The 23,287-nt window shown below is 65.8% G+C and carries 17 protein-coding genes; 10 read left to right on the forward strand and 7 right to left on the reverse strand.

From position 1 onward, the window contains the following. Positions 1-51: 51 nt before the first annotated feature. On the reverse strand, positions 52-723 hold the full coding sequence (locus OVA11_RS18820) for a GntR family transcriptional regulator (protein WP_268068762.1): 672 nt from the start codon (positions 721-723) through the stop codon (positions 52-54). Between the two features lie 68 nt (positions 724-791). On the opposite strand from OVA11_RS18820, the gene OVA11_RS18825 reads away from it, so the two are divergent. Beyond that, entirely contained in the window at positions 792-2,120 is a 1,329-nt protein-coding gene (locus OVA11_RS18825; protein ID WP_268068763.1) for an aspartate aminotransferase family protein, read from the forward strand. A 39-nt stretch (positions 2,121-2,159) separates the two neighbouring features. Here OVA11_RS18825 and OVA11_RS18830 read toward each other — a convergent pair whose 3' ends face one another. Continuing rightward, complete coding sequence (locus OVA11_RS18830; protein WP_024265912.1) at positions 2,160-3,224, reverse strand: DUF2332 domain-containing protein; 1,065 nt, start codon at positions 3,222-3,224, stop codon at positions 2,160-2,162. Positions 3,225-3,549: 325 nt separating this feature from the next. Between OVA11_RS18830 and OVA11_RS18835 the strand changes: the two genes are divergently transcribed. From OVA11_RS18835 to OVA11_RS18845, 3 genes are all read left to right on the forward strand, one after another. Further along, on the forward strand, positions 3,550-5,391 hold the full coding sequence (locus OVA11_RS18835) for a HAMP domain-containing methyl-accepting chemotaxis protein (protein WP_268068764.1): 1,842 nt from the start codon (positions 3,550-3,552) through the stop codon (positions 5,389-5,391). Between the two features lie 255 nt (positions 5,392-5,646). Further along, positions 5,647-8,160 carry a TonB-dependent receptor domain-containing protein gene (locus OVA11_RS18840; RefSeq protein WP_268068765.1) on the forward strand — a complete coding sequence of 838 codons (2,514 nt, stop codon included), beginning with the start codon at positions 5,647-5,649 and terminating at the stop codon, positions 8,158-8,160. A 400-nt stretch (positions 8,161-8,560) separates the two neighbouring features. Further along, positions 8,561-11,089 (forward strand): TonB-dependent receptor domain-containing protein, encoded by a 2,529-nt coding sequence (locus OVA11_RS18845; RefSeq protein WP_268068766.1) that lies wholly within the window; start codon positions 8,561-8,563, stop codon positions 11,087-11,089. An 84-nt stretch (positions 11,090-11,173) separates the two neighbouring features. Here OVA11_RS18845 and OVA11_RS18850 read toward each other — a convergent pair whose 3' ends face one another. Next, complete coding sequence (locus tag OVA11_RS18850) at positions 11,174-12,136, reverse strand: bifunctional helix-turn-helix transcriptional regulator/GNAT family N-acetyltransferase (protein ID WP_268068767.1); 963 nt, start codon at positions 12,134-12,136, stop codon at positions 11,174-11,176. A 207-nt stretch (positions 12,137-12,343) separates the two neighbouring features. On the opposite strand from OVA11_RS18850, the gene OVA11_RS18855 reads away from it, so the two are divergent. From OVA11_RS18855 to OVA11_RS18870, 4 genes are all read left to right on the forward strand, one after another. Beyond that, positions 12,344-13,705 carry a pectate lyase family protein gene (locus OVA11_RS18855; protein WP_268068768.1) on the forward strand — a complete coding sequence of 454 codons (1,362 nt, stop codon included), beginning with the start codon at positions 12,344-12,346 and terminating at the stop codon, positions 13,703-13,705. 177 nt (positions 13,706-13,882) lie between these two features. Then, positions 13,883-15,016 carry a chorismate synthase gene (gene aroC / locus OVA11_RS18860; protein ID WP_268068769.1) on the forward strand — a complete coding sequence of 378 codons (1,134 nt, stop codon included), beginning with the start codon at positions 13,883-13,885 and terminating at the stop codon, positions 15,014-15,016. Between the two features lie 158 nt (positions 15,017-15,174). Next, entirely contained in the window at positions 15,175-15,717 is a 543-nt protein-coding gene (locus OVA11_RS18865; RefSeq protein ID WP_268068770.1) for a response regulator, read from the forward strand. A 48-nt stretch (positions 15,718-15,765) separates the two neighbouring features. Next, entirely contained in the window at positions 15,766-16,005 is a 240-nt protein-coding gene (locus OVA11_RS18870; RefSeq protein WP_268068771.1) for a hypothetical protein, read from the forward strand. Positions 16,006-16,016: 11 nt separating this feature from the next. On the opposite strand, the gene OVA11_RS18875 is transcribed toward OVA11_RS18870, so the two are convergent. The 4 genes from OVA11_RS18875 to queC form a co-directional block, all read right to left on the reverse strand. Continuing rightward, complete coding sequence (locus tag OVA11_RS18875; protein ID WP_268068772.1) at positions 16,017-16,343, reverse strand: cupin domain-containing protein; 327 nt, start codon at positions 16,341-16,343, stop codon at positions 16,017-16,019. A 66-nt stretch (positions 16,344-16,409) separates the two neighbouring features. Beyond that, positions 16,410-16,775 carry a 6-carboxytetrahydropterin synthase gene (locus tag OVA11_RS18880; protein ID WP_268068773.1) on the reverse strand — a complete coding sequence of 122 codons (366 nt, stop codon included), beginning with the start codon at positions 16,773-16,775 and terminating at the stop codon, positions 16,410-16,412. Between the two features lie 72 nt (positions 16,776-16,847). Further along, positions 16,848-17,480: a 7-carboxy-7-deazaguanine synthase gene (queE, locus tag OVA11_RS18885; RefSeq protein ID WP_268068774.1), complete on the reverse strand. Its 633-nt coding sequence runs from the start codon at positions 17,478-17,480 to the stop codon at positions 16,848-16,850. Beyond that, positions 17,477-18,205, reverse strand: coding sequence for a 7-cyano-7-deazaguanine synthase QueC (gene queC / locus OVA11_RS18890; RefSeq protein WP_010920996.1), 729 nt, complete (start codon positions 18,203-18,205; stop codon positions 17,477-17,479). The genes queE and queC overlap by 4 nt, the downstream gene beginning before the upstream one ends. 471 nt (positions 18,206-18,676) lie before the next feature. Here queC and OVA11_RS18895 point away from each other — a divergent pair, with 471 nt between their 5' ends. Further along, positions 18,677-21,490: a TonB-dependent receptor gene (locus OVA11_RS18895; protein ID WP_268068775.1), complete on the forward strand. Its 2,814-nt coding sequence runs from the start codon at positions 18,677-18,679 to the stop codon at positions 21,488-21,490. A 177-nt stretch (positions 21,491-21,667) separates the two neighbouring features. Continuing rightward, positions 21,668-23,200, forward strand: coding sequence for an ATP-binding response regulator (locus OVA11_RS18900; protein ID WP_268068776.1), 1,533 nt, complete (start codon positions 21,668-21,670; stop codon positions 23,198-23,200). The last annotated feature ends 87 nt before the right edge of the window (positions 23,201-23,287 follow it).

Below are 23,287 nucleotides of genomic sequence, written 5' to 3' on the forward strand. Positions count from 1 at the left end.
TACTGTTGTGATCACAGTTTTCCGCATCCGGCGGCGTGTCAAGCACTCGCCCTAGGCGGCCGCCTCGACGGCGAGACGCATCTTGTCCATGCCTTCGGAAAGGTCAGCGGCGATGGCGCGACGGGCGCCTTCCGCATCGCCGCTCCTGACCGCTTCGATCGCCTCGGCGTGGCGGTCAGCGACCAGCACGTCCGCGCCGACCCGGCCGAACACCACCCGCATGAACGGCCCGATCTGCAGCCAGAGACCGCCCGCCATGGCCAGCAGGATCTCGGCGTCCGCGCGCTCATACAATGCAAAGTGGAACGCGTGGTTGGCCGCCATATAGCGGTCGACATCCCCCAGTCGCAGCGCCTCGTCGAGGTCGGCGTCGATGGCCTGGAGCTGCCGCACGAGGCCGGTGTCCCCCCTCGCAGCGGCGCGCGCGGCCAGTTCGGGCTCGACCCAAAGGCGCGCCAGGGAGAGTTGCTCCAGCCGGTCGGCGGTGAGCGACGGCACCAAAAGGCGCTTGTTGGCCGGGTTGATCGCCAGGGCTCGCTCGGCCACGAGCCGACGCACCGCATCCCGCACGGGCATGGGCGATACGCCCAGCTCGGCGGCGAGGCTGCGCAGCGACACGCCCTTGCCCGGCGCGATCCGCCCTGTGATCAGCGCCTGCCGGATCGCCTCGTACACCTGGTCATGCACGGCTGTTGAATCGGCGAGCGGCCGGCGGGTCTTCATGCGTCATATTCCAAGAAGGCCTTGCCAGTTGGCCCTCAATTGCGATCACAATGCAAGCGCTCGCAAGGATGCTGCTCATGCCCGATTTCGGCGCCAACGACCTCGACGCCTTCTGGATGCCGTTCACGCCGAACCGGCGGTTCAAGCGCCATCCGCGGATGCTCTCCTCAGCCAGCGGCATGTGGTACCGCACGCCCGAGGGCCGCGAGGTGCTGGACGCGACCTCGGGCCTCTGGTGCGTCAACGCCGGCCATGATCGACCGAAGATCCGCGAGGCCATCCAGAAGCAGGCGGCAGAAATGGACTATGCGCCCTGCTTCAACATGGGCCACCCGCTGGCCTTCCAGTTCGCCTCGCGTCTGGCCCAGATCACGCCGAAGGGCCTGGACCGGGTCTTCTTCACCAATTCGGGTTCGGAGTCGGTCGACACCGCGCTGAAGATCGCGCTGGCCTATCACCGCGCTCGCGGCAAGGGGACCAAGACCCGGCTGATCGGGCGCGAGCGCGGCTATCACGGCGTGGGCTTTGGCGGCATCTCAGTGGGCGGCATTCCCAAGAACCGGATGTACTTCGGGTCTCTGCTGACCGGCGTCGACCACCTGCCCCATACCCATGGCCTGCCAGGCAACGCCTTCGCCAGGGGCCAGCCCGAGAACGGCGCGCACCTGGCCGATGATCTGGAGCGGATCGTCGCCCTGCACGACGCCTCCAACATCGCCGCCGTCATCGTCGAGCCGGTCGCCGGTTCAACCGGCGTGCTGATTCCGCCGAAGGGTTATCTGGAGCGGCTGCGCGCGATCTGCGACAAGCACGACATCCTGCTGATCTTTGACGAGGTGATCACCGGCTTTGGACGGGTCGGCGCGCCGTTCGCCGCCGACCGCTTCGGCGTCACGCCCGACCTGATCTGCATGGCCAAGGGCCTGACCAACGCCGCCGTGCCCTGCGGCGCCGTGGCGGCCTCGGGCAAGATCTATGACGCGATGATGGACGGCGCCGACGCGCCCATCGAGCTTTTCCACGGCTACACCTATTCGGCCCACCCGCTGGCCTGCGCCGCCGGGCTGGCGACGCTGGAGACCTATCGCGAAGACGATCTCTTCGCGCGCGCCGCCGGGCTGGAGGGCTATTGGCGGGACGCGATGCACAGCCTGGCCGACGCCCGCCATGTCGTGGATATCCGCAATCTCGGGCTCATCGCCGGGATCGAGCTTGAACCCCGCCCCGGCGCGCCCACCGCCCGAGCGATGGAGGTCTTCGAGACCTGTTTCGACGAAGGCCTGCTGATCCGTGTGACCGGCGACATCATCGCCCTGTCGCCGCCGCTGATCCTGGAGAAGGATCACATCGACCGGATGGTCGAGACGATCCGCAGGGTGCTGGGTCAGGTCGACTAGACCAGCTTAGCTCCAGAAGGCGCCGCCCTAGGTCGCGCCCTAGGCGGTCGCGTCCGGGAAGCCGCGCCACTCGACCCATTCGCCGTAGGGATGGCAGATGGCGAGGATTGTCGTGTCGCCGTCCGGCCAACGCGTGCAGCGCAGCTGCACCTCGCGGCGATCGGGCGTCCACTCCAGACCGATCTCGACGAGCGGCCGATCCGCCGTGGCCCCCGCGCCGGCGGCGGCCATCATCTTGGCGACGCTCTGGCGCTCCCGATCGCTCAGGTACTGGATGAACATCGTGTGGACCACCGCACGGCAGACGCCCTCGGGCTGGCGCTCGGCCAGCCGCTGAGCGAGCCACAGCCTGGCGTCCCCGCGATGGACCTGCGGCGGATGGGCGACGGCGATCTGCAGGGCCGCTTCGAGCCGCTGCGAGCGCGCGGGCTGGTCGGCCCAGGTGAAGGAAAGCAACCGCTCGCGATGCGAGGGATCAAGCGCGCTGAGGGGGCTCAGATCCACGCCTTGCGCGGACTCGATCGACACGTCCGCGACCGGCGGGTCAGCGCCGCGCCAGACAGGGGCGATGCGGACGGGAGACGAGACGTCGCCCGCAGCGACTGCGCCCAGCTGATAGGCGTATCGGTCAAGATTGAGGTTCAGACCGCAGCTGGAGCCCAGCTCCAGGATCTGGAACGGCGTCGGCCGCTGCTTGGCCACCGCCATCAACGCCGCCATCACGGCCGCCCCGCGGGCCACCTCGTTGGTCTGGGTCGGATAGCGCATCCAGTCGGCGATGAACTGATCTTCCTGCGCCAGCGCCTCGGCGATCGCGCCATCGAAATCGTCGTGCTCGCCATTGTAAAGATCCGCGAGGTATCGCGGCTGACCCCGGCGCGCCAGGGCGTGAAGGGCTCCGTTGACGCGCATCGCAACAGCGGCTGCAGCGGGGTCGCCCCGCCAGCCCTCGATCATCTTGCTGCTGCGCGGCGCAAGGGGCAGCTGGCGATCGACGGCCTCCAGAACGGCGGCGACGAAAGCAGAGCCCGTCGAGCGGCATTTTTCCGCCTGGCGCACCAACTCATACTTAGCGCCAGTTGCGAGCGTGATCATAAAATACAATCCCAACGGGCGTAAGCCCTTAAGGTGGTACAGAGCATAATCGAAGCACCAGAAGCTGTCTTCGCCTCTGCTTAACCTCGGAATTCTTCTAGTCTTGCGACTTTGGACACCTAACGACGACGCCTCTTAAGGCCGTATAAATTACGACCAACCTGTCGGGTGACACTATGTCGCATGGTTAGGAGGGCGCCTACGAAACGTCGTTAAGAGGCGAGCAATCACTCTTCTATAGCTCTGGGGGACGGCCGCGTGGCGCGAGGTCCGTCGCACAGGCGATTTCGCCTGGAGGACGGATCAGCGCTGCGGCCGCGCTGAGGACCCGCCAGTGAGTATTGGAACGATGACGACCGCCATGAACATTCCCAAGAAGCTCAGCCTGTCGTTTGTCTTCATCTGCGTTTCCGCAGCCCTCATGATGGTCGTCTTCCTGGCCACGATCCTGATGATCCGCGCCTCGACGGAAAGCAGCAATCATAGCCAACAGATCCACGCGGACGCGCTGGCGCTCGAGACGGCTATTCTGCGTCAGAACAGCCAGTTCCGCGGCTATCTCGTCACCGGCGACAGCACCTACCTGAAGTCCTACTACGAGGGCCGGGACGAGTACGATCAGGTCTCGGCGAAGCTGGCCTCGACGCTCACCGATCCCGAGATGCTCAAGCACATCGAAGACTCGCGCGTGGCGACCCTCGCCTGGCGCAAGGCGTGGGGCGATCGCCTGATCGAGGTGGTTAAGGCCGGCCAGCGCGACGCCGCGCAGCAGGAAGTCCGCGACGCGGGCAAGAAGGTGCTGGTCAGCGCCGCAGTGCTGCCGCTGCGCGAGGTCCGCAACGCCGAGGTCAAGAACATCGCCCAGAACGGCGCGCGTCAGCAAACCGCCATCGTCACGGCGATCACGGCCCTGGTCATCGGCGGCATCGCCCTGATCACCATCGCGATGATGGCCTCGCGCATCCTCAGCCGCTCGATCGCCCGCCCGATCACGACCCTGACCGCCGCCATGACGCAGCTCGCGCGCGGCGACAATGAAATCTCGGTCGACGCCAACCGCGGCGACGAGCTGGGCGACATGGCCCGCGCCGTGCTCGTGTTCCGCGACGCCGCCCTGGCCAAGGCCGAAGCCGACCGCGCCAAGGAAGAGGCCGATCGCGCCAAGGCCGCGGCCGACCCCGCCAAGCTGGGCGCCGAGGCGGCCCAGCGCCGCGTGGTCGAGACCCTGGACACCGCCCTGGCGGCTCTGGCGTCCGGCGACCTGACCCACGTCATCAGCAACCCGTTCGAGCCCGAGTACGAGCGCCTGCGCCAGTCGTTCAACAGCGCCGTGGAAGGGCTCGAGCAGAGCATTTCCGGCGTCGCCCGCTCGGCCAAGAGCGTGCGTTCGGGCGCCGCCGAGATCTACACGGCCTCCGAAGACCTCTCGCGCCGCACCGAACAGCAGGCCTCGCGCCTGCAAGAGACGACCACTGCGACCCAGCAGGTCACCGTCATGGTCGGCGAGACCGCGCAACGCGCCGCCGACGCCCGGACTGCGATCGAGGTCGCGAACGGCAACGCCGCCGACGGCGGTGCGATCGTCAACGAAGCGATCTCGGCGATGGACGCCATCCAAACGAGCTCGGAAGAGATCAGCCAGATCATCAACCTGATCGACAGCATCACCTTCCAGACCAACCTGCTGGCGCTGAACGCCGGTGTCGAAGCCGCACGCGCCGGCGACGCGGGCAAGGGCTTCGCCGTCGTGGCCTCGGAAGTGCGCGCCCTGGCTCAGCGCTCGGCCGACGCCGCGCGGGATATCAAGACGCTCATCCACACGTCCTCGGAGCAGGTGGCCAGCGGCGTGCGCCGGGTCGGCGACACCGGCCAGATGCTGACGCTCATCGGCTCGAAGATCGTCGACACCAACACGCTCATCAACGAGATCGCGCTGAACACCGAGACCCAGGCCGACAATCTGAAGCAGGTCAGCAGCGCCGTCGCCAGCATGGACAGCATGACCCAGCAAAACGCGGCGATGGTGAAGGAAGCGACGGCGGCCGCACGCAGCCTCGCCGGCGAAGCCGACGAGCTGGCCACTCTGGTCGCCCGCTTCCGCCTGCGCTCGGCGGATTTCGGCCAGGCCTCAGCGCCCGCCGCGCGCTCCCTGAGGGCTGCAGGCGGTCGGGGCTAATCCCGGCGGCGGCGCCGCCGCCCCCCCCCATCCATCGACATCTATTGCGTCGAGCGCCCCGACAGGAGCGCTCGCGCCGTCTCGCTTGCGCCTCGCGAGCCGGAGCTCGAACTGCGATCATAGCGACAGTAAACACGACATAATGTCGCACCACAAAGTCGTGGCCGATAATTTCGGGTTTACCTTGTTGCTATAACAGATAAACCAACAGACACCCCAAAGTATATATAATTAAGAAATACACGGAGTTCTCTCATGAAGTACTTGCTCGCAACCGCCGCCATCGCGCCGCTCCTGATGTTCTCATCCGCGAATGCAGAAGCGCCGAGCGCCGAGGCCAAGCCTGCCGCTGAAAAGGCCGTGCAAAGCGCCGGCGGCAAGGCGAGCGGTGAGGCGGTGTTCTCGACCGGCGTCGCCAAGGGCCGTGATCGCCTCGACAGCGCCACGTCCACCAGCGCCCTGCGCGCTTCGGAATTCGAGACCTACGGCGCCCGATCGCTGGGCGAAGTGCTGCGCAACATCCCCGGCATCCGCGCCGAGTACGCAGGCGGTGAAGGCAACGCGAACTACTCGATCCGCGGCCTGCCGCTGTCAGGCACCGGCTCCAAATACGTGCAGCTGCAGGAAGACGGCCTGCCCGTCCTCGAATTCGGCGACATGTTGCAGTTCACCTCCGACATGTTCATGCGCGCCGATCTGAACGTTTCGCAGATCGAGACGATCCGTGGCGGTTCAGCCTCGACCTTCGCCTCGAACTCGCCGGGCGGCGTGATCAACCTGATCTCCAAGACCGGCGACACCGAGGGTGGCGCGGTCCAGGGCACCTACGGCCTGAACTACGGCGAAAAGCGCGTCGACGCCGACTACGGCGGCAAGATCAGCGACACGCTGCGCTTCCATGTCGGCGGCTTCTATCGCCAGGGCGAAGGCCCGCGCGACGTCGGCTACACCGCCTACAAGGGCGGCCAGATCAAGGCCAACCTAACCAAGACGCTCGAGAACGGCTATGTGCGCGTCCACGCCAAGCTGATGGACGATCGTACGCCGTCCTACCAGTTCGTGCCGATCCGCGTGACCGGCACCAACGCCGATCCGACCTTCTCGAACCCGGCCAACTTCGACATCAAGACCGACTCGCTGCTGTCGCCCTACACCAGCAACATCGTCACGCTGGACGCCAACAACAACATCGCGCGCGATGACATCCGCGAAGGCCAGCGCTCCAAGGTCGCCTCTGTGGGCCTCGACTCGCAGATTGAGCTGAACGGCTGGACCATCAGCGAGAAGTTCCGCATCTCGAAGATCTCGGGCGGCGTCCGGCAGGTCCGCCCCATCGCTGTCGCCCCGGCGGCCGCACTCGCCTTCGTCTACGGCGGCGTCGGTGGCGCGCTCAGCTTCGCCACCGGTCCGCAAGTCGGCCAGGCGATCGCCAACCCCACGACGCTCAACGGCAACGGCCTGATGACGTCGACGGTGAAGATCAAGAGCGATATCGACAGCCTCGACAACATCACCAACGATCTGCGCGCCAGCCGCGTGTGGAAGGTGGGTGAAGGCAACCTGACGACCACGGTCGGCTACTATAAGTCATCGCAGGACTACGACTCCTACTGGTCGTTCATGAACGCGCTGACCGACGTCAACGGCGACGGCCAGACGTCGCTGATCAACGTCCGCACGGCCACCGGCGTGGCCGTTACGCAAGACGGCATGGTGGCCTACGGCGTTGGCGGCGCGCTCTTTCACCGCACCTACGACGTGAAGAACAGCGTCGATGCGCCTTATGCCTCGATCAACTACCATGTCGGCAAGATCGCCGTGGGCGGCAGCCTGCGCTACGACATGGGCAAGGTCGACGGCACCCTCTACGGCGCCGAACTGGGCGGTAGCCGCGTGGGTGTCATCTCGCGCGACATGAACAGCGATGGCGTGATCTCGCTGGCGGAAACCAAGACCGCCGCCTTGCCGCTCGGCCAGCCTGGCCGCGTCGACTACGACTACAACTATCTGAGCTATTCGACGGGCGTGAACTACCGCGTCGCCGAGCAGCTGGCCGTCTTCGCCCGCTATAGCCGGGGTGGTCGCTCTTCGGCCGAGAAGCTCCTGTTCACCCCGGCGGTCGACTACAACACCGGCAAGCTGGTGGATGCCGATAGCGCCTACGACACCGTCAAGCAGGCCGAGTTGGGGCTGAAGTACCGGATCTCGGGCGTGACCTTCAACGTCACGGGCTTCTCGGCCAAGACCGGCGAGCGCAACGTCCAGGTCGTCAGCGGCGCCGATGGCACCACTGACGTCTTGAACATCGTTCGCGGCTACAAGGCCAAGGGCGTCGAGCTGGAAGCCGCTGTCAGCAGGGGCCCGTTCAGCGTGATCGCCGGCGCCACCTATACCGACGCCAAGATCACCAGCGCCGACCAGAGCGCGGCCCTCGTCGGCAATAAGCCGCGCCACCAAGCCGACTTCATCTACTCGGTGACGCCGCAGGTCGAGCTGAAGAACGCCACGGTGGGCTTCAACGTGATCGGCACCACCAGCAGCTTCGCCCAGGACACAAATGAGCTGAAGCTGCCTGGCTACAAGCTGGTCAACGCCTTCGTGCAGATCCGCCCGATGGAGAACGTGCAGCTGATGCTGAACATCAACAACCTGTTCAACACCTTGGCCATGGTCGACTCCGAACAGGCCGCCATCCCGGCCAGCGGCGTCATCCTCGGCCGGACTTACGCGGGCCGGACGGCTTCGGCGACGCTGCGGTACACCTTCTAAGACACTGCACCAGAGACTCTGGAACAAAGGCGGCCGGGATGCTCACGCATCCCGGCCGCTGCTTTTTTGGAATAGAGACGCAAGGACTGGCGCCCCCACACGGCCACCTGCGCTCGCTGACTGTTCGCGCTCTGCAGATGGCTGCGGCCCTGTCAAAGCTAATACCGCCCCTGCGAGATCAGACGCGAAGCCGGAAACGCCAAAAGCGCTCCGCCAAAAGGCTCTCGCCCAAGTAGTGAAGTATCCATAAGGTTGAGTTGAGTTTAGAAAAGCAAATATGGACACAATGTCGCACCCAACAAAACGACATCATAAGTCCTGATTCACCTTATCCGTATACTCGAGAGGCCAAGATTACCTCAAATTACACAGCGCATACAGAAACCTACGGGGCCCTCTCATGAAGTATCTGCTCGCGACCGCCGCAATCGCGCCTCTCTTGATGTTCTCGTCCGCGAATGCGGAGGCGCTGAGCGCCGCCGCAGCGGGCGCCGTCGGGGCCACGCCTGCGGCTGAGAAAGCCGTGCAAAGCGCCGGCGGTAAGGCGAACGGTGAGGCGGTGTTCTCGACCGGCGTCGCCAAGGGCCGTGATCGCCTCGACAGCGCCACGTCCACCAGCGCCCTGCGCGCTTCGGAATTCGAGACCTACGGCGCCCGCTCGCTGGGCGAAGTGCTGCGCAACATCCCCGGCATCCGCGCCGAGTACGCGATCGGTGAAGGCAACGCGAACTACTCGATCCGCGGCCTGCCGCTGTCGGGCACCGGCTCCAAGTACGTGCAGCTGCAGGAAGACGGCCTGCCCGTCCTCGAGTTCGGCGACATGTACCAGCTCGGCACCGATATGTTCATGCGCAGCGACCTGAACCTTTCGCAGATCGAGACGATCCGCGGCGGTTCGGCCTCGACCTTCGCGTCGAACTCGCCGGGCGGCGTGATCAACCTGATCTCCAAGACCGGCGACACCGAGGGCGGCGCGATCCAGGGCACCTACGGCCTGAACTACGGCGAAAAGCGCGTCGACGCCGACTACGGCGGCAAGATCAGCGACACGCTGCGCTTCCATGTCGGCGGTTTCTATCGCCAGGGCGAAGGTCCGCGCGACGTCGGCTACACCGCCTACAAGGGCGGTCAGATCAAGGCCAACCTCACCAAGACGTTCAGCAACGGCTATGTGCGCGTCTACGGCAAGTATCTGAACGATCGCACGCCGGCCTATACCTTCCTCCCGATCCGCGTCACCGGCACGAACGCCGATCCGACCTTCACCAGCCCAGCCAACTTCAATATCAAGACCGACTCTCTGCTGTCGCCCTATGTCAGCAACGTCATCCGGCTGGACGAGAACAATAACCTTGCCCAAGAGGATCTGCGCGGCGGTCAGCACGCCGTGGTCAAGTCGGTCGGCTTCGACGCCCAGTTCGATGTGAACGGCTGGACCATCACCGAGAAGTTCCGCTTCTCCGACATCGGCGGCGGCACCCAGGCCATTCGTCCGATCGCGGTGAACCAAGCATCCCTCCTTTCCATGGCTTATGGCGGCCCTGGCAGCACGCTGAGCTTCGCTACCGGCCCGCAGGCGGGCCAGGCCATCACCAGCCCGTCAACCCTGAACGGCAACGGGCTGTTGACCTCCTCGCTACAGCTCGACACCAAGGTCAAGAGTCTGGACAACGTCACCAACGACCTGCGCGCCAGCCGCGTCTGGGACGTCAACGGCGGCAATCTGACCACAACTGCAGGCTTCTACGCTTCGTCCCAGGACTATGCGACGGACCTGAACTTCCTGAATGTTCTGGCTACGGTCGCGGGCGATGGTCAGTCCACGCTGGTCAACACCAAGACGGCGGCTGGCGTTGCGTTCACGCAAGACGGGTACGTTTCCTACGGCCTCGGGAATGCGTTCCGCCGCAGCTATGACATGAACTACCGCGTCGATGCGCCGTACGCCTCTATCAACTACCACATCGGCAAGATCGCCGTGGGCGGCAGCCTGCGGTACGACATGGGCAAGGTTCGCGGCACGCTCTTCGGCGCCGAACTGGGCGGCGGTCGCCTGGGCACGGTGTCCTTCGACATGAACCGGGACGGCGTGATCTCGACGGCCGAGACGAAGGTTTCGGCCCTGCCTCTCGGCCAACCCGGTAACGTCGACTACGACTATGAGTATCTGAGCTACTCGACCGGCGTGAACTACCGCGTCGCCGAGCAACTGGCCGTCTTCGGCCGCTACAGCCGCGGCGGCCGCGCCTCGGCCGACAAGATCCTGTTCACGCCGGCGGTCAACTACAACACCGGCAAGCTGGTGGACGACGAAAGCGCCTACGACACCGTCAAGCAAGCCGAGCTGGGCCTGAAGTATCGGATCTCGGGCGTGACCTTCAATGTCACGGGCTTCTCGGCCAAGACCGGCGAGCGCAACACCCAGATCGTCAGCGGCGCCGACGGCACCGCCTCGGTCTTGAACATCGTACGCGGCTACAAGGCCAAGGGCGTCGAGCTCGAAGCCGCCGTCCGCAAGGGTCCGTTCAGCGTGACCGCCGGCGCGACCTACACCGACGCCAAGATCACCAGCGACGCCCAGCGTCCCGAGCTCGTCGGCAACAAGCCGCGTCACCAGGCCGACTTCATCTACTCGGTGACGCCGCAGGTCGAGCTGAAGAACGCCACGGTGGGCTTCAACGTGATCGGCACCACCAGCAGCTTCGCCCAGGACACCAACCAGCTGAAGCTGCCGGCCTACAAGCTGGTCAACGCCTTCGTGCAGGTTCGTCCGATGGAGAACGTGCAGCTGATGCTGAACGTCAACAACGTGTTCAACCAGCTGGCCCTGAGCGACTCCGAGCAGGCCGCTATCCCGGCCAGCGGCGTCGTGCTTGGCCGCACCTATCTGGGCCGGACCGCCTCGGCGACGCTGCGCTACAGCTTCTAAGACGACCTATAGACAACAAAGCGGCCGGGACGTTCACGTGTCCCGGCCGCAGCCTTTTCGAGGCCGGCGATAGCCTGCTGGGCTTCAGACCCTCGGCCGATAGGACATCGCCACGTCGCAGCGTTCATAGCGCGCGCCGAATGACCGCATGATCGCCTCGTCGTGGACGAAACCCAGCTTCTCATAGAGGTGGATGGCCGCCGCGCATTTGCGGTTCGTCAGCAGGTAGATCTTGTCCATGCCCAGGCTGGCGGCGCGTTCCAGCGTCTTGGCCAGCAGGAACTCTCCGGCCTTCACCCCTCGGGCGCTCTTGAGCACGCCCATCTTCGTCAGCTCGACCCAGCCGTCCTTCGAGACCATCAGCGCGCAGGTCCCGACCACACCGTACTCGGCCGTCTCGGCGAACAGCACCACCCCGCCCTTGTCCAGGATCAGCTCGCGCGGGCTCGACAGCAGGGCGACGTCGTTTTCTTCCAGGGCGAACATCTCCTCGATCCACTGAGCGTTGATCCGGTAGAAGGCCTCGGCCAGATCGTCGGAGAAATCACGCGTCCAGACCAAGGGACTCCCAGCCGCCTGGGCGCGCTCCAGCAACGACCGCTCAGCCAGCCGAGCCTCCACCCGGGCCAATCCCCGCATGAAGTCCCCCTCCAGTTCCGCCACCAACGCGGCGGCCGCCGGCTCGATGCGCGGCAGGAGCTCGGCCTGGATCCGCGCCATCAGCCCTCTCCCCTTGTCGGTGAAGGCCAGACGCTTGGTGCGCTGGTCTCCCGGCGCGCGGCGGACCTCGACGAAACCCGTCCGCTCCAAGGGACCCAGGGCCCGCGTCACCGTCGGCTGCGCCAGTTGCAGGCGCTCGGCCAGTTCGCCTACCGAGATGGGCTCGTGCATGCGGATCGCCATCAACAGCGACATCTGCGCCGGCTGCACTGGCAGATCCAGCGAGCGCGCCACCTCAGCGGCGTCGGCCTGCATCCGTTCGGCCAAGCGCTTGAGCCGGCTACCAAGAAACCCGACACCCAGGCCCGCCAGAAGATCAACAGACATCGATCGCTCCCATTTACATAGCGCGCTATATAGCTAGCTATGGAATAGGTTTAGACGCAAGGCCGTGCGTTCGTAGAATGCCTGCGCTTTGGGTGCGCGACAGAACAACACGAGTTTGACACCGGTGGACAAAGCAGCGCCGGCCCGGCATTTTCTGGCTCGATCCAACGGCGGCTTGATCGCCGACATCTTCGAACGGGAAACGCCATGCGGGACCGCCGCCCCTTCCAGGCCGCCATGGGCGCGCTTGCCCTGACCTTGCTCGCCGGCGCCCCCGCCCTCGCCGGCGAAGTGACGGCCTTCCCGGGCGCGGAGGGCGCGGGACGCCTAAGCCTGGGCGGACGCGGCGGCGCGGTGCTACGCGTCACCAATCTCAACGACTCCGGCACGGGCTCGCTGCGCGCTGCGGTCGAGGCCAAGGGGCCCCGCACCGTCGTCTTCGACGTCGCCGGCACGATCCCGCTGAAGTCGCCGCTGAAGATCAGCAACCCGCGCATCACCATCGCCGGCCAGACCGCGCCCGGCGGCGGGATCACCCTGCGCGACCAGACCCTGGTGATCGGCGCCGATGACGTCGTGATCCGCTTCATCCGCTCGCGCTTGGGCGCCGAAAGCAAGGTCGAGGGCGACGCAATCTGGATCAGCGGCGGCCGCCGGATCATTCTTGACCACGTCTCAGCCAGCTGGTCGGTGGATGAAACCCTGTCGGCCTCGGCCCGCTATACCGAAGCAGGGCAAGGCTTTCACGACCTGACGGTCCAGTGGTCGATCATCGCCGAGAGCCTGGCGCGCTCGATCCACGTCAAGGGCGACCACGGCTATGGCAGCCTGATCCGTGGCGGCCAGGGCAGCAGGATCAGCTTCCACCACAATCTGTGGGCCAACCACATCGCCCGCATGCCGCGCCCGGGCAACTATGACGGGCCCGACAAGGACCCCGTCGGCCCGCTGTTCGATTTTCGCTCCAACGTCTTCTACAACTGGGGCAAGGGCTATGCTGGCTACAACGCCGACAAGGCCACGCGAGCGGCCTACAACTTCGTGGACAACGCCTATGTCCCAGGTCCCGACACCGGAAAGCGCGTGATCTTCCAGGAGAGCAATCTGGAGGCCAGGGGCTACTTCGCCGGCAACAGCATGGACGGGGTGGTCCCGGCCGATCCCTGGAGCCTGGTGACCTTCACGATTACCGAGCCCGCCGGCTACCGCCTCGCCGCGCCGCTCGACGTCGCGCCCGTCACGCCAGAGAGCGCTGACAAGGCCTATGAACGCGTGCTTGCCGACGCCGGCGCCTCAGTCTGGCGCGACCCCGTCGACCGCCGGATTGTCGAGGGCGTGCGGTCTCGCCAGGGCAAGGTGATCAATACCCAGGCCGATGTCGGCGGCTGGCCGGAACTGCCCGCCGGCAAGGCGCTGCCCGACACCGACAGCGACGGCATGCCCGACGCCTGGGAGACCGCCCGCGGCCTCAATCCGAAGAGACCGGACGGCGCGATCCTGGCCAAGGACGGCTCGGGCTGGACCAACCTGGAGCTCTATCTTGCGGACGCGGCGAAGGTTCGGGGGTAGACGGCCACCGCCGCGGGCCCCCACCTGACCCGCTTTGCAGGTCGTCCATCCCCAGCGGGGGCGGAAGGCGCCCTTCTTCCCCCTCCGGGGGAGGAGGGCCGTAGGCCCGGAGGGGGCAATTCAGCAAGCTCATCCCCCCTTTTGCCCCCCCGCGCGCTTTCCGCTAAAAGCCGCCCCATGTCGCACAACACCTTTGGTCACCTGTTCCGCGTCACCACCTGGGGCGAGAGCCACGGCCCGGCGCTCGGCTGCGTCGTCGACGGCTGCCCTCCCGGGATCGCCCTGACGGCGGAGATGATCCAGGTGTTCCTCGACAAGCGCCGCCCGGGCAACGGCAAGTTCGTCACCCAGCGCCAGGAGCCGGACGCCGTGCGCATCCTGTCGGGCGTGTTCGAGGACGCGCGCTCGAACGGCCAGCGCACGACCGGCACGCCGATCAGCCTGATGATCGAGAACACCGACCAGCGCAGCAAGGACTATTCGGAGATCGCCCAGGCCTTCCGGCCCGGCCATGCCGACTACGCCTATTTCGCCAAGTATGGCGTGCGCGACTATCGCGGCGGCGGGCGCAGCTCGGCCCGCGAGACCGCCGCGCGGGTGGCCGCCGGCGCCGTCGCGCGGCTGATCATTCCGGGCGTGACGGTGCGCGCCGCCCTCGTGCAGATCGGCCCGCACAAGATCGACCGGTCCAACTGGGAGTGGGCCCAAACCGAGCAGAACCCCTACTGGTCTCCCGACGCAGCCATTGTGCCGGTCTGGGAGGAGCACCTCGAAAAGATCCGCAAGGCCGGCTCGTCCACCGGCGCCGTCGTCGAGGTCGAGGCCACCGGTGTTCCAGCCGGCTGGGGCGCGCCGCTCTATGCCAAACTGGACGCAGAGTTGGCCGCCGCCCTGATGTCGATCAACGCGGCCAAGGGCGTCGAGATCGGCGACGGCTTCGACAGCGCCGCCCTCACGGGCGAGGACAACGCCGACACGATGCGCATGGGCGATGACGGGCAGCCGGTTTTCCAATCCAATCACGCGGGTGGGATTCTGGGCGGCATCTCCTCGGGCCAGCCGATTGTCGCGCGGGTGGCCTTCAAGCCGACCTCGTCGATCCTGATCCCGCGCGAGACGGTCAATGAGGCCGGCGAGGAGATCGAGCTTCGCACCAAGGGTCGCCATGACCCGTGCGTCGGCATCCGGGGCGTGCCGGTGGTCGAGGCCATGACCGCGTGCGTGCTGGCCGACGCCTTCCTGCGCCATCGCGGGCAAACCGGCCGGGAGCACTTCCCGCTTAGCGCGAGCGCACGACCAGCGCGACCTTAGGGCAACACTACGCCAGATTTGGCCTTGCCCCCGTTTTGATTGAGCTCGCGTCTTGACCCATGGGCGAGGCCGCGCGTATCCATCCCGGCGTGCAAACGATGTCTGGGCCAGAGCGCCCGCACGGGTTGTGATTTCGTCGCAGCGGGGGGAGGCTCAGCATGCGGTTCGACCTCCTGAAGGTCCTGCTGGTCGAAGACAACCAGCACATGCGCATCCTGTTGATCGAAATGCTTCGTGCGATCGGTGTGCGCCACATCCACGAAGCGAGCGACGGCGCCGAGGCGTTGGCGACCATGCGCTCGACCTATATCGACGTGGTGCTGACCGACCTTACGATGAGCGGTCTCGACGGGGTCGAGTTCGTCCACCTCCTGCGTCGCTCGCCCGACAGCCCCAACCCATTCTGCCCGATTGTCATGATCACCGGCCATTCAACCGAACGGCGGGTGCGTGAAGCCCGTGACGCCGGGGTCAATGAGTTTCTGGCCAAGCCGATCACGGCGCGTGGCCTGGTGCACCGCCTGACCCTGCTGATCGAGAACCCGCGCCCCTTCATCCGGGCGGGCGACTATTTCGGCCCCGACCGCCGTCGGCGCGACGATCCCCGCTATCAGGGACCCCGGCGACGCGCCGAGGATGCGGCGGCCTTCTATCTGGACGACCTGGACGCCGAACGCGGCCATCCGACGCGGAGAATGTAAACCTTTCGGGGTCTACAAGATGGTGAACAACGCTTTACGAGCCTCGCCATGACTCTCCGTCGCCTCGTTCCGCTCGCCCTGATCCTGGGTGGCCTTTCCCTGACACAGACCGGCTGCATGGCCGCAGCCGCCGTGGGCACAGTCGCCGGCACCGCAATCGGCGTGACCGGCGCCGTCGTCGGCGGCGCAGCCAAGGTCGGCGGCAAGGCCGTCGTGGCCACCGGCAAGGCGATCATCCCGGGCGACAGCGACAAGAACGACCTCGCCGACCGTCGCGAGGAAGAGTAGGCGAACGCCGCCTACTCGGCGTCGATCAGGAACAAGACCCCTCGCGCGCCCGGCAGAACGCTATGCGGCCGGCCCGCGGGGACGAGGTAGAAGTCGCCCGCCTTCATCGCGATATGACGCCCCTCGATCTCGAGCGTCATGTGGCCCTCGACGACCAGGAAGCCCTCATCGAAATCGGCATGGCTTTCGGTAGGGATCCCGGCCTCGTCCATGCGGATGATCTTGATATTGGCGCCGCCCGTGCGCCCCAGGATCTTCGAGCGCCAGGCTTGCGGCAGGCTCGAGGCTTCTTCGGCCAGATTAATGAACATAGACCCTCCTGAACCGTCCAAAGCCACCTGAAGCCCGCGGGCGTCGTCGGCCGCCCACGATGCGCGCTCGGGTCGCCAGAACGCCCCCCAATCCTAGAGGCTCAGCACGCAGGTCTCGCCGATCGTCGGCCGCGACAGCACCACGCGGGACAGGCCCGGGAACTGGCCACGCAGACGCTCAGCGAAATAGAGGCACAGCCGTTCCAGCGTCGGCACTTCAAGACCCGGCTTGTCATTCAGCAGGCCGTGATCCAGCTCGACGGCGACAGCCTTCAGCGCGACATCCAGCGTGTCGAGGTCAGCCACCCAGCCGGCGTCCAGCATCTCGCCGCGCACGCTGGCCTCGACCTTGAACGAATGGCCGTGCAGGCGGCGATAGCGATGGTCCGAGGGACCTTGCTCGATATAGTGGGCCGCGTCGAAATACGCGGCCTTCGTGATCTCGAAGACGGGCTTCATCTGTTGCTTCTTTGACTAGGCCTGGGAGGCTCTAGCGCAACGACCCTGTCACCAAGTCGCGCGCCTTATCCGTCAGGGCAGGCCGAGATATTTGTGCGTTTGGACGCTTAAACGCCATTGTGGGTGCGAAAGGCAATAGGCCACGGCCAATTGCGTGTTTGCGTCGCGGTCCGGGCCGTCCATCGGCTGCAGGTAGAAGCGCTCGAAATCCAGGCCCGCAAAGCGCTCGGGCATCGCCTTTTCCTGCGGGAAGACCAGCTTCAGCTCCTGGCCGGACGTCTGCACCACCGGCGCGTCGGCCTTGGGGCTGACACAGATCCAGTCGACGCCCGCCGGCGCGGTGATCGTGCCGTTGGTCTCGACGGCGATCTGAAAGCCCCGCGCGTGCAGCGCGGCGATGGCCGCGTCGTCCAGCTGCAGGAACGGCTCACCGCCGGTGCAGACAACCAGCCGGTCATCGGGACCGCCCGTCCACTGCGCCTCGACCGCCGCGGCCAGATCCTCAGCCGTTGCGAACTTGCCGCCGTTCTCGCCGTCGGTCCCGACGAAGTCGGTGTCGCAGAACGTACAGACCGCCTTGGCGCGGTCCTGCTCGCGGCCGCTCCAGAGATTGCACCCCGAGAACCGGCAGAACACGGCGGCCTTGCCGGCCTGACCGCCCTCGCCCTGGAGGGTCAGGAAGATCTCCTTGACGGAATAGGTCATTGCGCCAGCGCCTCACGCCCCGCCATGTCCCATTCGACATAGCCCTTCTCACGCAGCTCGCACGCAGGGCAGGTCCCGCAGCCGTGCCCCCAGGCGTGCAACTGGCCGCGCTCGCCCTGGTAACAGGTGTGGCTTTCCTCGACGATCAGGCTGACCAGCGCCTCGCCGCCCAACTGTTTGGACAGTCCCCAGGTCTGCGCCTTGGTCAGCCACATCAGCGGCGTCTCGATCCGGAAGTTGCGATCCATGCCCAGGTTCAGCGCCGCCTGCATCGCGTCCAGGGTGTCGCGCCGACAGTCGGGATAGCCTGAGAAGTCGGTCTCGCACATGCCGCCGACCAGGGCGTCGATGCCGCGCCGATCGGCCAAGGCCGCCGCATAGGTCAGGAACACCAGATTGCGCCCCGGCACGAAGGTCGAAGGCAAGCCCCGCTCGGTCATCTCGATGGCGCGGTCGGCGGTCAGGGCCGACTGGGCCACGGCGCCGAAGCTGCGGATATCCAGCACATGGTCTTCGCCCAAGCGTTCGGCCCACTGGGGAAAGCGCGCGGCGACTTCGCGACGCACCGCCTGGCGGGCCTGCATCTCGATGGCGTGACGCTGACCATAGTCGAAGCCCACGGTCTCCACGCGGTCATAGCGTTCAAGCGCCCAGGCCAGGCAGACGCTGCTGTCCTGGCCGCCGGAAAACAGAACCAGGGCCGCCTGGCGCTCACGGGGGCTCATGACAGCCTCTCGATGTTCGTGAAAAGGGGGGACATCCCTGCTCCTCTACACGAGCCGCGCCGCCCTCGGAACAGCCCGGCGCGCCGACCCGCGACTCGTGCGATACTCTGATCACGAAGCGATCTGAACTCTTTCGCCCACGAACTAATGCTTTCGCGAGAGATTATTGACCCTATGGGCGATACCACCCCTTGAGTTCCGCAAGGGAAATCACAAACCCGTTCTTCTAATCGTGCGGAAACTTACCCGCGCCAGGAGAACAAGGGCTCTTGGAAAGTGAAAAGGCGTAACCTATCGCTGTTCACTTACAATCAGGCCAGTTGACAGCCTTCAAACGCAAGTATGCAATCTCCCAATGCTGCGAGGGGCTCGCCGTACGCCCACGCGGTGAAAACAGTACGGCGCCGAGGAAACATCGACGCTCGCAGGCTCCATCCATAAGGCGCCGCTTGCGTTCAGGGAGGGAATTCAATGTCGCAAACTCTGCGTATGCGGAGCCTATTGGTCATGGGCGCTTCGGCGGTCGCGATCTCCGGCTTCGCTGTCCCCGCGTTCGCTCAACAGAACACCACCGTCATCGAAGAGCTGGTCGTCACCGCTCAGAAAAAGGAAGAAGCGCTGCAGGACGTGCCGATCGCGGTGTCGGCCTTCAGCCAGGACAGCCTGGAAGCGCAGAAGATCGACGGCGGTCCCAACCTGCAGCTGGCGATTCCGAACGTCACCTTCGCCAAGAGCAACTTCACCAACAGCTTCAACTTCCAGATCCGCGGCATCGGCGCCAAGGCCGTGGGCGCGTCCGCCGACCAGGGCGTCGGCGTGCACATGAACAACGCTCCGCAGCAGTCGGGCAACCTGTTCGAAGCCGAGTTCTACGACGTCGAGCGCGTCGAAGTGCTGCGCGGCCCGCAAGGCACGCTGTACGGCCGCAACGCCACCGGCGGCGTGGTCAATGTGATCACGGCCAAGCCGACCGACATGTTCGAGGCCAACCTTCGCGCCGAGTACGGCAACTACAATTCGATGAAGCTGCGCGGCATGCTGAACGTGCCGATCTTCGGCGACAAGCTGGCCGTGCGTCTGTCCGGAACCTCGCTGAAGCGCGACGGCTTCGTCACCAACACCTTCAACGGCCACAAGGTCGACGACCGGGATCTGTATTCGACCCGGGTCCAGGTGATGTTCAATCCGACCGAGAAGCTGCGCACCAACTTCCTGTGGGAACGGTTCCACGAGAACGACAGCCGCGCCCGCACCGGCAAGCAGCTCTGCACCAAGGACAACGGTCCGGCCACGGTCGGCGGCGTGCCGACCGGCGCGGCGCGCGTCTTCCTGACCCAGGGCTGCCTGTCCTCCACGCTATATGCGCCGGCGGCCTATGGCACCGTGAACACCTCGGGCTCGCTGACGGGGCTGCTGGGCAACATCTTCGGCTTCACCTCGGGTGACGTGAACGCCGGCGACACCACCTCGACCAACCTGCGCGAGATCGAGACCGCTCTGGACCCGATCTACCGGTCGAAATCCAATACCTACCAGTTCACCCTGAACTACGACCTCACCGACGAACTGACCTTCACGTCGATGACCTCGTACGGCAAGGGCGATGTCTGGACCAAGCAGGACTACAACCGCAACGTCGCGACGGTGCCGTTCAACAACACGCCTTTCACGCCGGGCGGCTTCTTCACTGACCCGCAGGTGGGCCGCACCAACAAGTTCACCACCATCGACGTCTCGTCGGGGCGCTCTGAGCAGTTCAGCCAGGAGTTCCGCCTGCAGTCGGCCTTTGATGGTCCGCTGAATTTCACGTTGGGCGCGATCCACTTCACCTATCGCACGCTCACCGACTACTACGTGATCGGTAACTCGCTGACCCTGTCGTCGATGGCCCTGAACTTCCAGCGTACGGGCAACCCGACCTGCAACCCGGCGAGCACCGCCAACTGCATCGGGATCGACACCTCGGCCGATCCGACCGGCGACGGCCACAACTACTATGACAACCGCACGCCCTATAACCTGGTGTCGGACGCCCTGCTCGGCGAGGTCTACTATCAGGTCAACGAGGATCTGAAGTTCACCCTGGGCGTGCGCCAGACGCGCGACAAGAAGGCGGTCAAGAACTACTCGACCGTTCTGCTCGCCCCGGGCTACGGCCTGACGCTGAACCCGACCAACCCCGACCAGCGGGCGCGTTTCAACGAGACCACGGGCCGGGTGGGCGTCGACTACAAGGCGCGCCTGGGCTTCACCGACGACACCCTGCTCTATGCCTTCTACTCCAAGGGCTACAAGGGCGGCGGCATCAATCCGGGCGTCCCCGCCAACTCCGTCGGCATCAAGCAGACCTTCGATCCGGAGTTCGTCAACGCGATCGAAGTCGGCACCAAGAACACCCTGCTGGGCGGCAGCCTGCTGCTGAACGCGACCGCCTTCTCGTATGACTACCAGGGCTACCAGATCTCCAAGATCGTGAACCGCACCTCGGTGAACGAGAACGTCGACGCCAAGGTCCATGGCTTCGAGCTGGAGTCCATCTGGTCGCCGGTCCGTAACCTGCGCCTGAACGCCAATATCGGTTACCTCAAGACCAAGATCGGCGATGGCGTCAGCTCGATCGACACCATGAACCGCACCCAGTCGAACCCGGCCTATACGGTAGTCAAGGTCGGTCCGAACGCCTCGTCGGTCGGCGCCAACTGCGTGCTCAGCACCGTAGGCGTCGCCACGATCCTGGGCGCCGGCGCGGGGGCGACCCTGCCCTTCGCCTGCTCGGGCGCGGCCGCCTATCAAGGCTTCCTGGCGGCCCCGGCCGCGGCCGGCGGCGCAGGCCTTCCGGCGCCCACGGCGGCGTTCCTCGCCAACGCGACGGGCCTCTACACCTACGGCGCTGGCTATTCGATCGAAGGCACCGCGGCGAACCTGTCGGGCAACGAACTCCCGAACTCGCCGCACTGGACCACTTCGGTGGGCGCCCAGTACACCTTCGAGCTGTCGAACGGCTGGTCTGCGACCCTGCGCGGCGACTACTACCGCCAGAGCAAGCAGTACGCCCGCGTCTACAACACCGAATACGATCGCCTGAAGTCCTGGGATAACGGCAACATCACCCTGAAGGTCGAGAAACCCGAGTGGGGCGTGGCCATCGACGCCTACGTCAAGAACATCGGCAACAAGACGCCGATCGTCGACGCCTACACCACCGACGACAGCTCGGGCCTGTTCACCAACGTGATCACCGCCGAGCCGCGTCTGTACGGGATCGCGATCACCAAGTCCTGGTAAGCCCCAGGATGAGCGTATCGAGGGGCGGCGGGTCATCCGCCGCCCCTTTTTCGCGCCGGTTCTCAATTTTGAAGCCCCGTCGCCTCGGGCCGCGACGATGAGCGCGGTACCACCTTAACGACTCTGCAAGGGCGGGCAGGGCAAGTTGCAAACCCCAAGCCGTTGACGAAGCGCCGTATGGAAACGCTGTCCCGTCTGATCGAACCGCTCGCTCCCATCGCGCCGGGCACGCCCAGCGCGACCGTGGCGGCGATGTTTGACGCCAATCCGGCCTTCGCCGCGCTGGCCGTGGTCGATGACGGCGCGCCTGTGGGTCTGGTCTACCGGGATGTTCTGCAAGGCATGATGCATGTCGCGGGGCCTGCGCTCGCCGCGCGTCCGATCGCCGAGATCATGGACGCCAGGCCCCGTATGGTGCCCGTCGGTACCGATCCCAACACCTTCGTCAACGCCCTCGCCGACAGCCCGACACCCATCTTCCGCACCGCCTATGTCGCGGTCGACGCCGACGGGCGCTACGCCGGCGTGGGCGGGCTTGCCTCCCTGCTGGCCTCGCACCGACGCCGCCAGCACGAAGCGCGCGACGCCATGGCCATTGTCGAACGGATGGCCGTCGATATCGGCGCGCATCTCGACGGCGTTCTGGCCATCACCGAACGGCTTGAGCAACAACGCCTGACGCCAGACGCCGCCGCCTTCGTCCGAGCCATCGGCGACACCAGCCGCGACATGGGCGAGACCGTCGGCCGAGCAGTAGACCTTCATCGCTCGGTCAACGGCGACCTCCAGATGGACGCCGCGCCCACGCGTCTGCGCGATTTCGCCGACATCGTCGAAGCCCGGTGGGCCAACCGGGCGAGCGAAGGCGGTTCCACGCTTCTCGTCTCTTATGACGGCGATCCCGAATGCGGCGTCGAGATTGATGGCGAGCGCCTGCTGCAGGTGATCGACATTCTGGTCGAGAACGCCCTGTCCGCCGGACGGGGCATGATCGAGGCTCGCCTCTCCGCGCGCGCCGAGGGCGATCGGATCACTCTGGACTGCCAGCTGCGCGACAACGCCGGCGGACATGCCGAGGATCGACTGCGCCGTGTCAATGATCCGCTCGGCGGCGTCGGCGGCCAGGATCGCAGCGAGATGGCCCTGGGCGTCGGGCTCGCTCTGGCCCAGAGCGTCGTTCGCAAGATGGGCGGCCGACTGATCGCCGAAGCCAATCGCGGGGCGGGGCTGACCGTCGGGTTCTCGCTGTCCCTTATCCCGGCGGCCGCCGAAGCGGCCGTCCAAGACGCCCCGGAGCCGGTCGGCGGCCGTTCGGCCCACATCCTCATCGTCGATGACAACGCCACCAACCGCATGGTGGCCGAGGCGCTTTGCGACATGTTCGAGTGCACCTCCGAACAGGCCGTCGACGGTGTCGAGGCCGTCGAGATGGCCCGGAGCGGCCGCTTTGACCTCATCCTCATGGATATCAAGATGCCGCGCATGGACGGCGTCGCGGCCACGCGCGCCATCCGCGAACTGAGCGGCCGTTCGAGCGCCGCCCCGATCGTGGCCCTGACCGCCAACGCCGATCCGGCCGACGTCCACACCTACCTCGCGGCGGGCATGCAGGACGTCGTCGAAAAGCCTATCAAGCCCGAGCGTCTCGCGCTGGTGCTCAACAGCCTGCTGGCCAGCGCAGACGGCGACAGCGCCGAAGCCGCCGCCTAGAGCGTTCGCCGATCAGTGTGAAGCGGTGATCGGAGCGAAGAGCGCTCCAAACTTCTGAAATCGAGCCTTGTCACGCTCAGAGGATCT

It is taken from the genome of Caulobacter sp. SL161 (genome assembly GCF_026672375.1).
GTDB lineage: Bacteria > Pseudomonadota > Alphaproteobacteria > Caulobacterales > Caulobacteraceae > Caulobacter.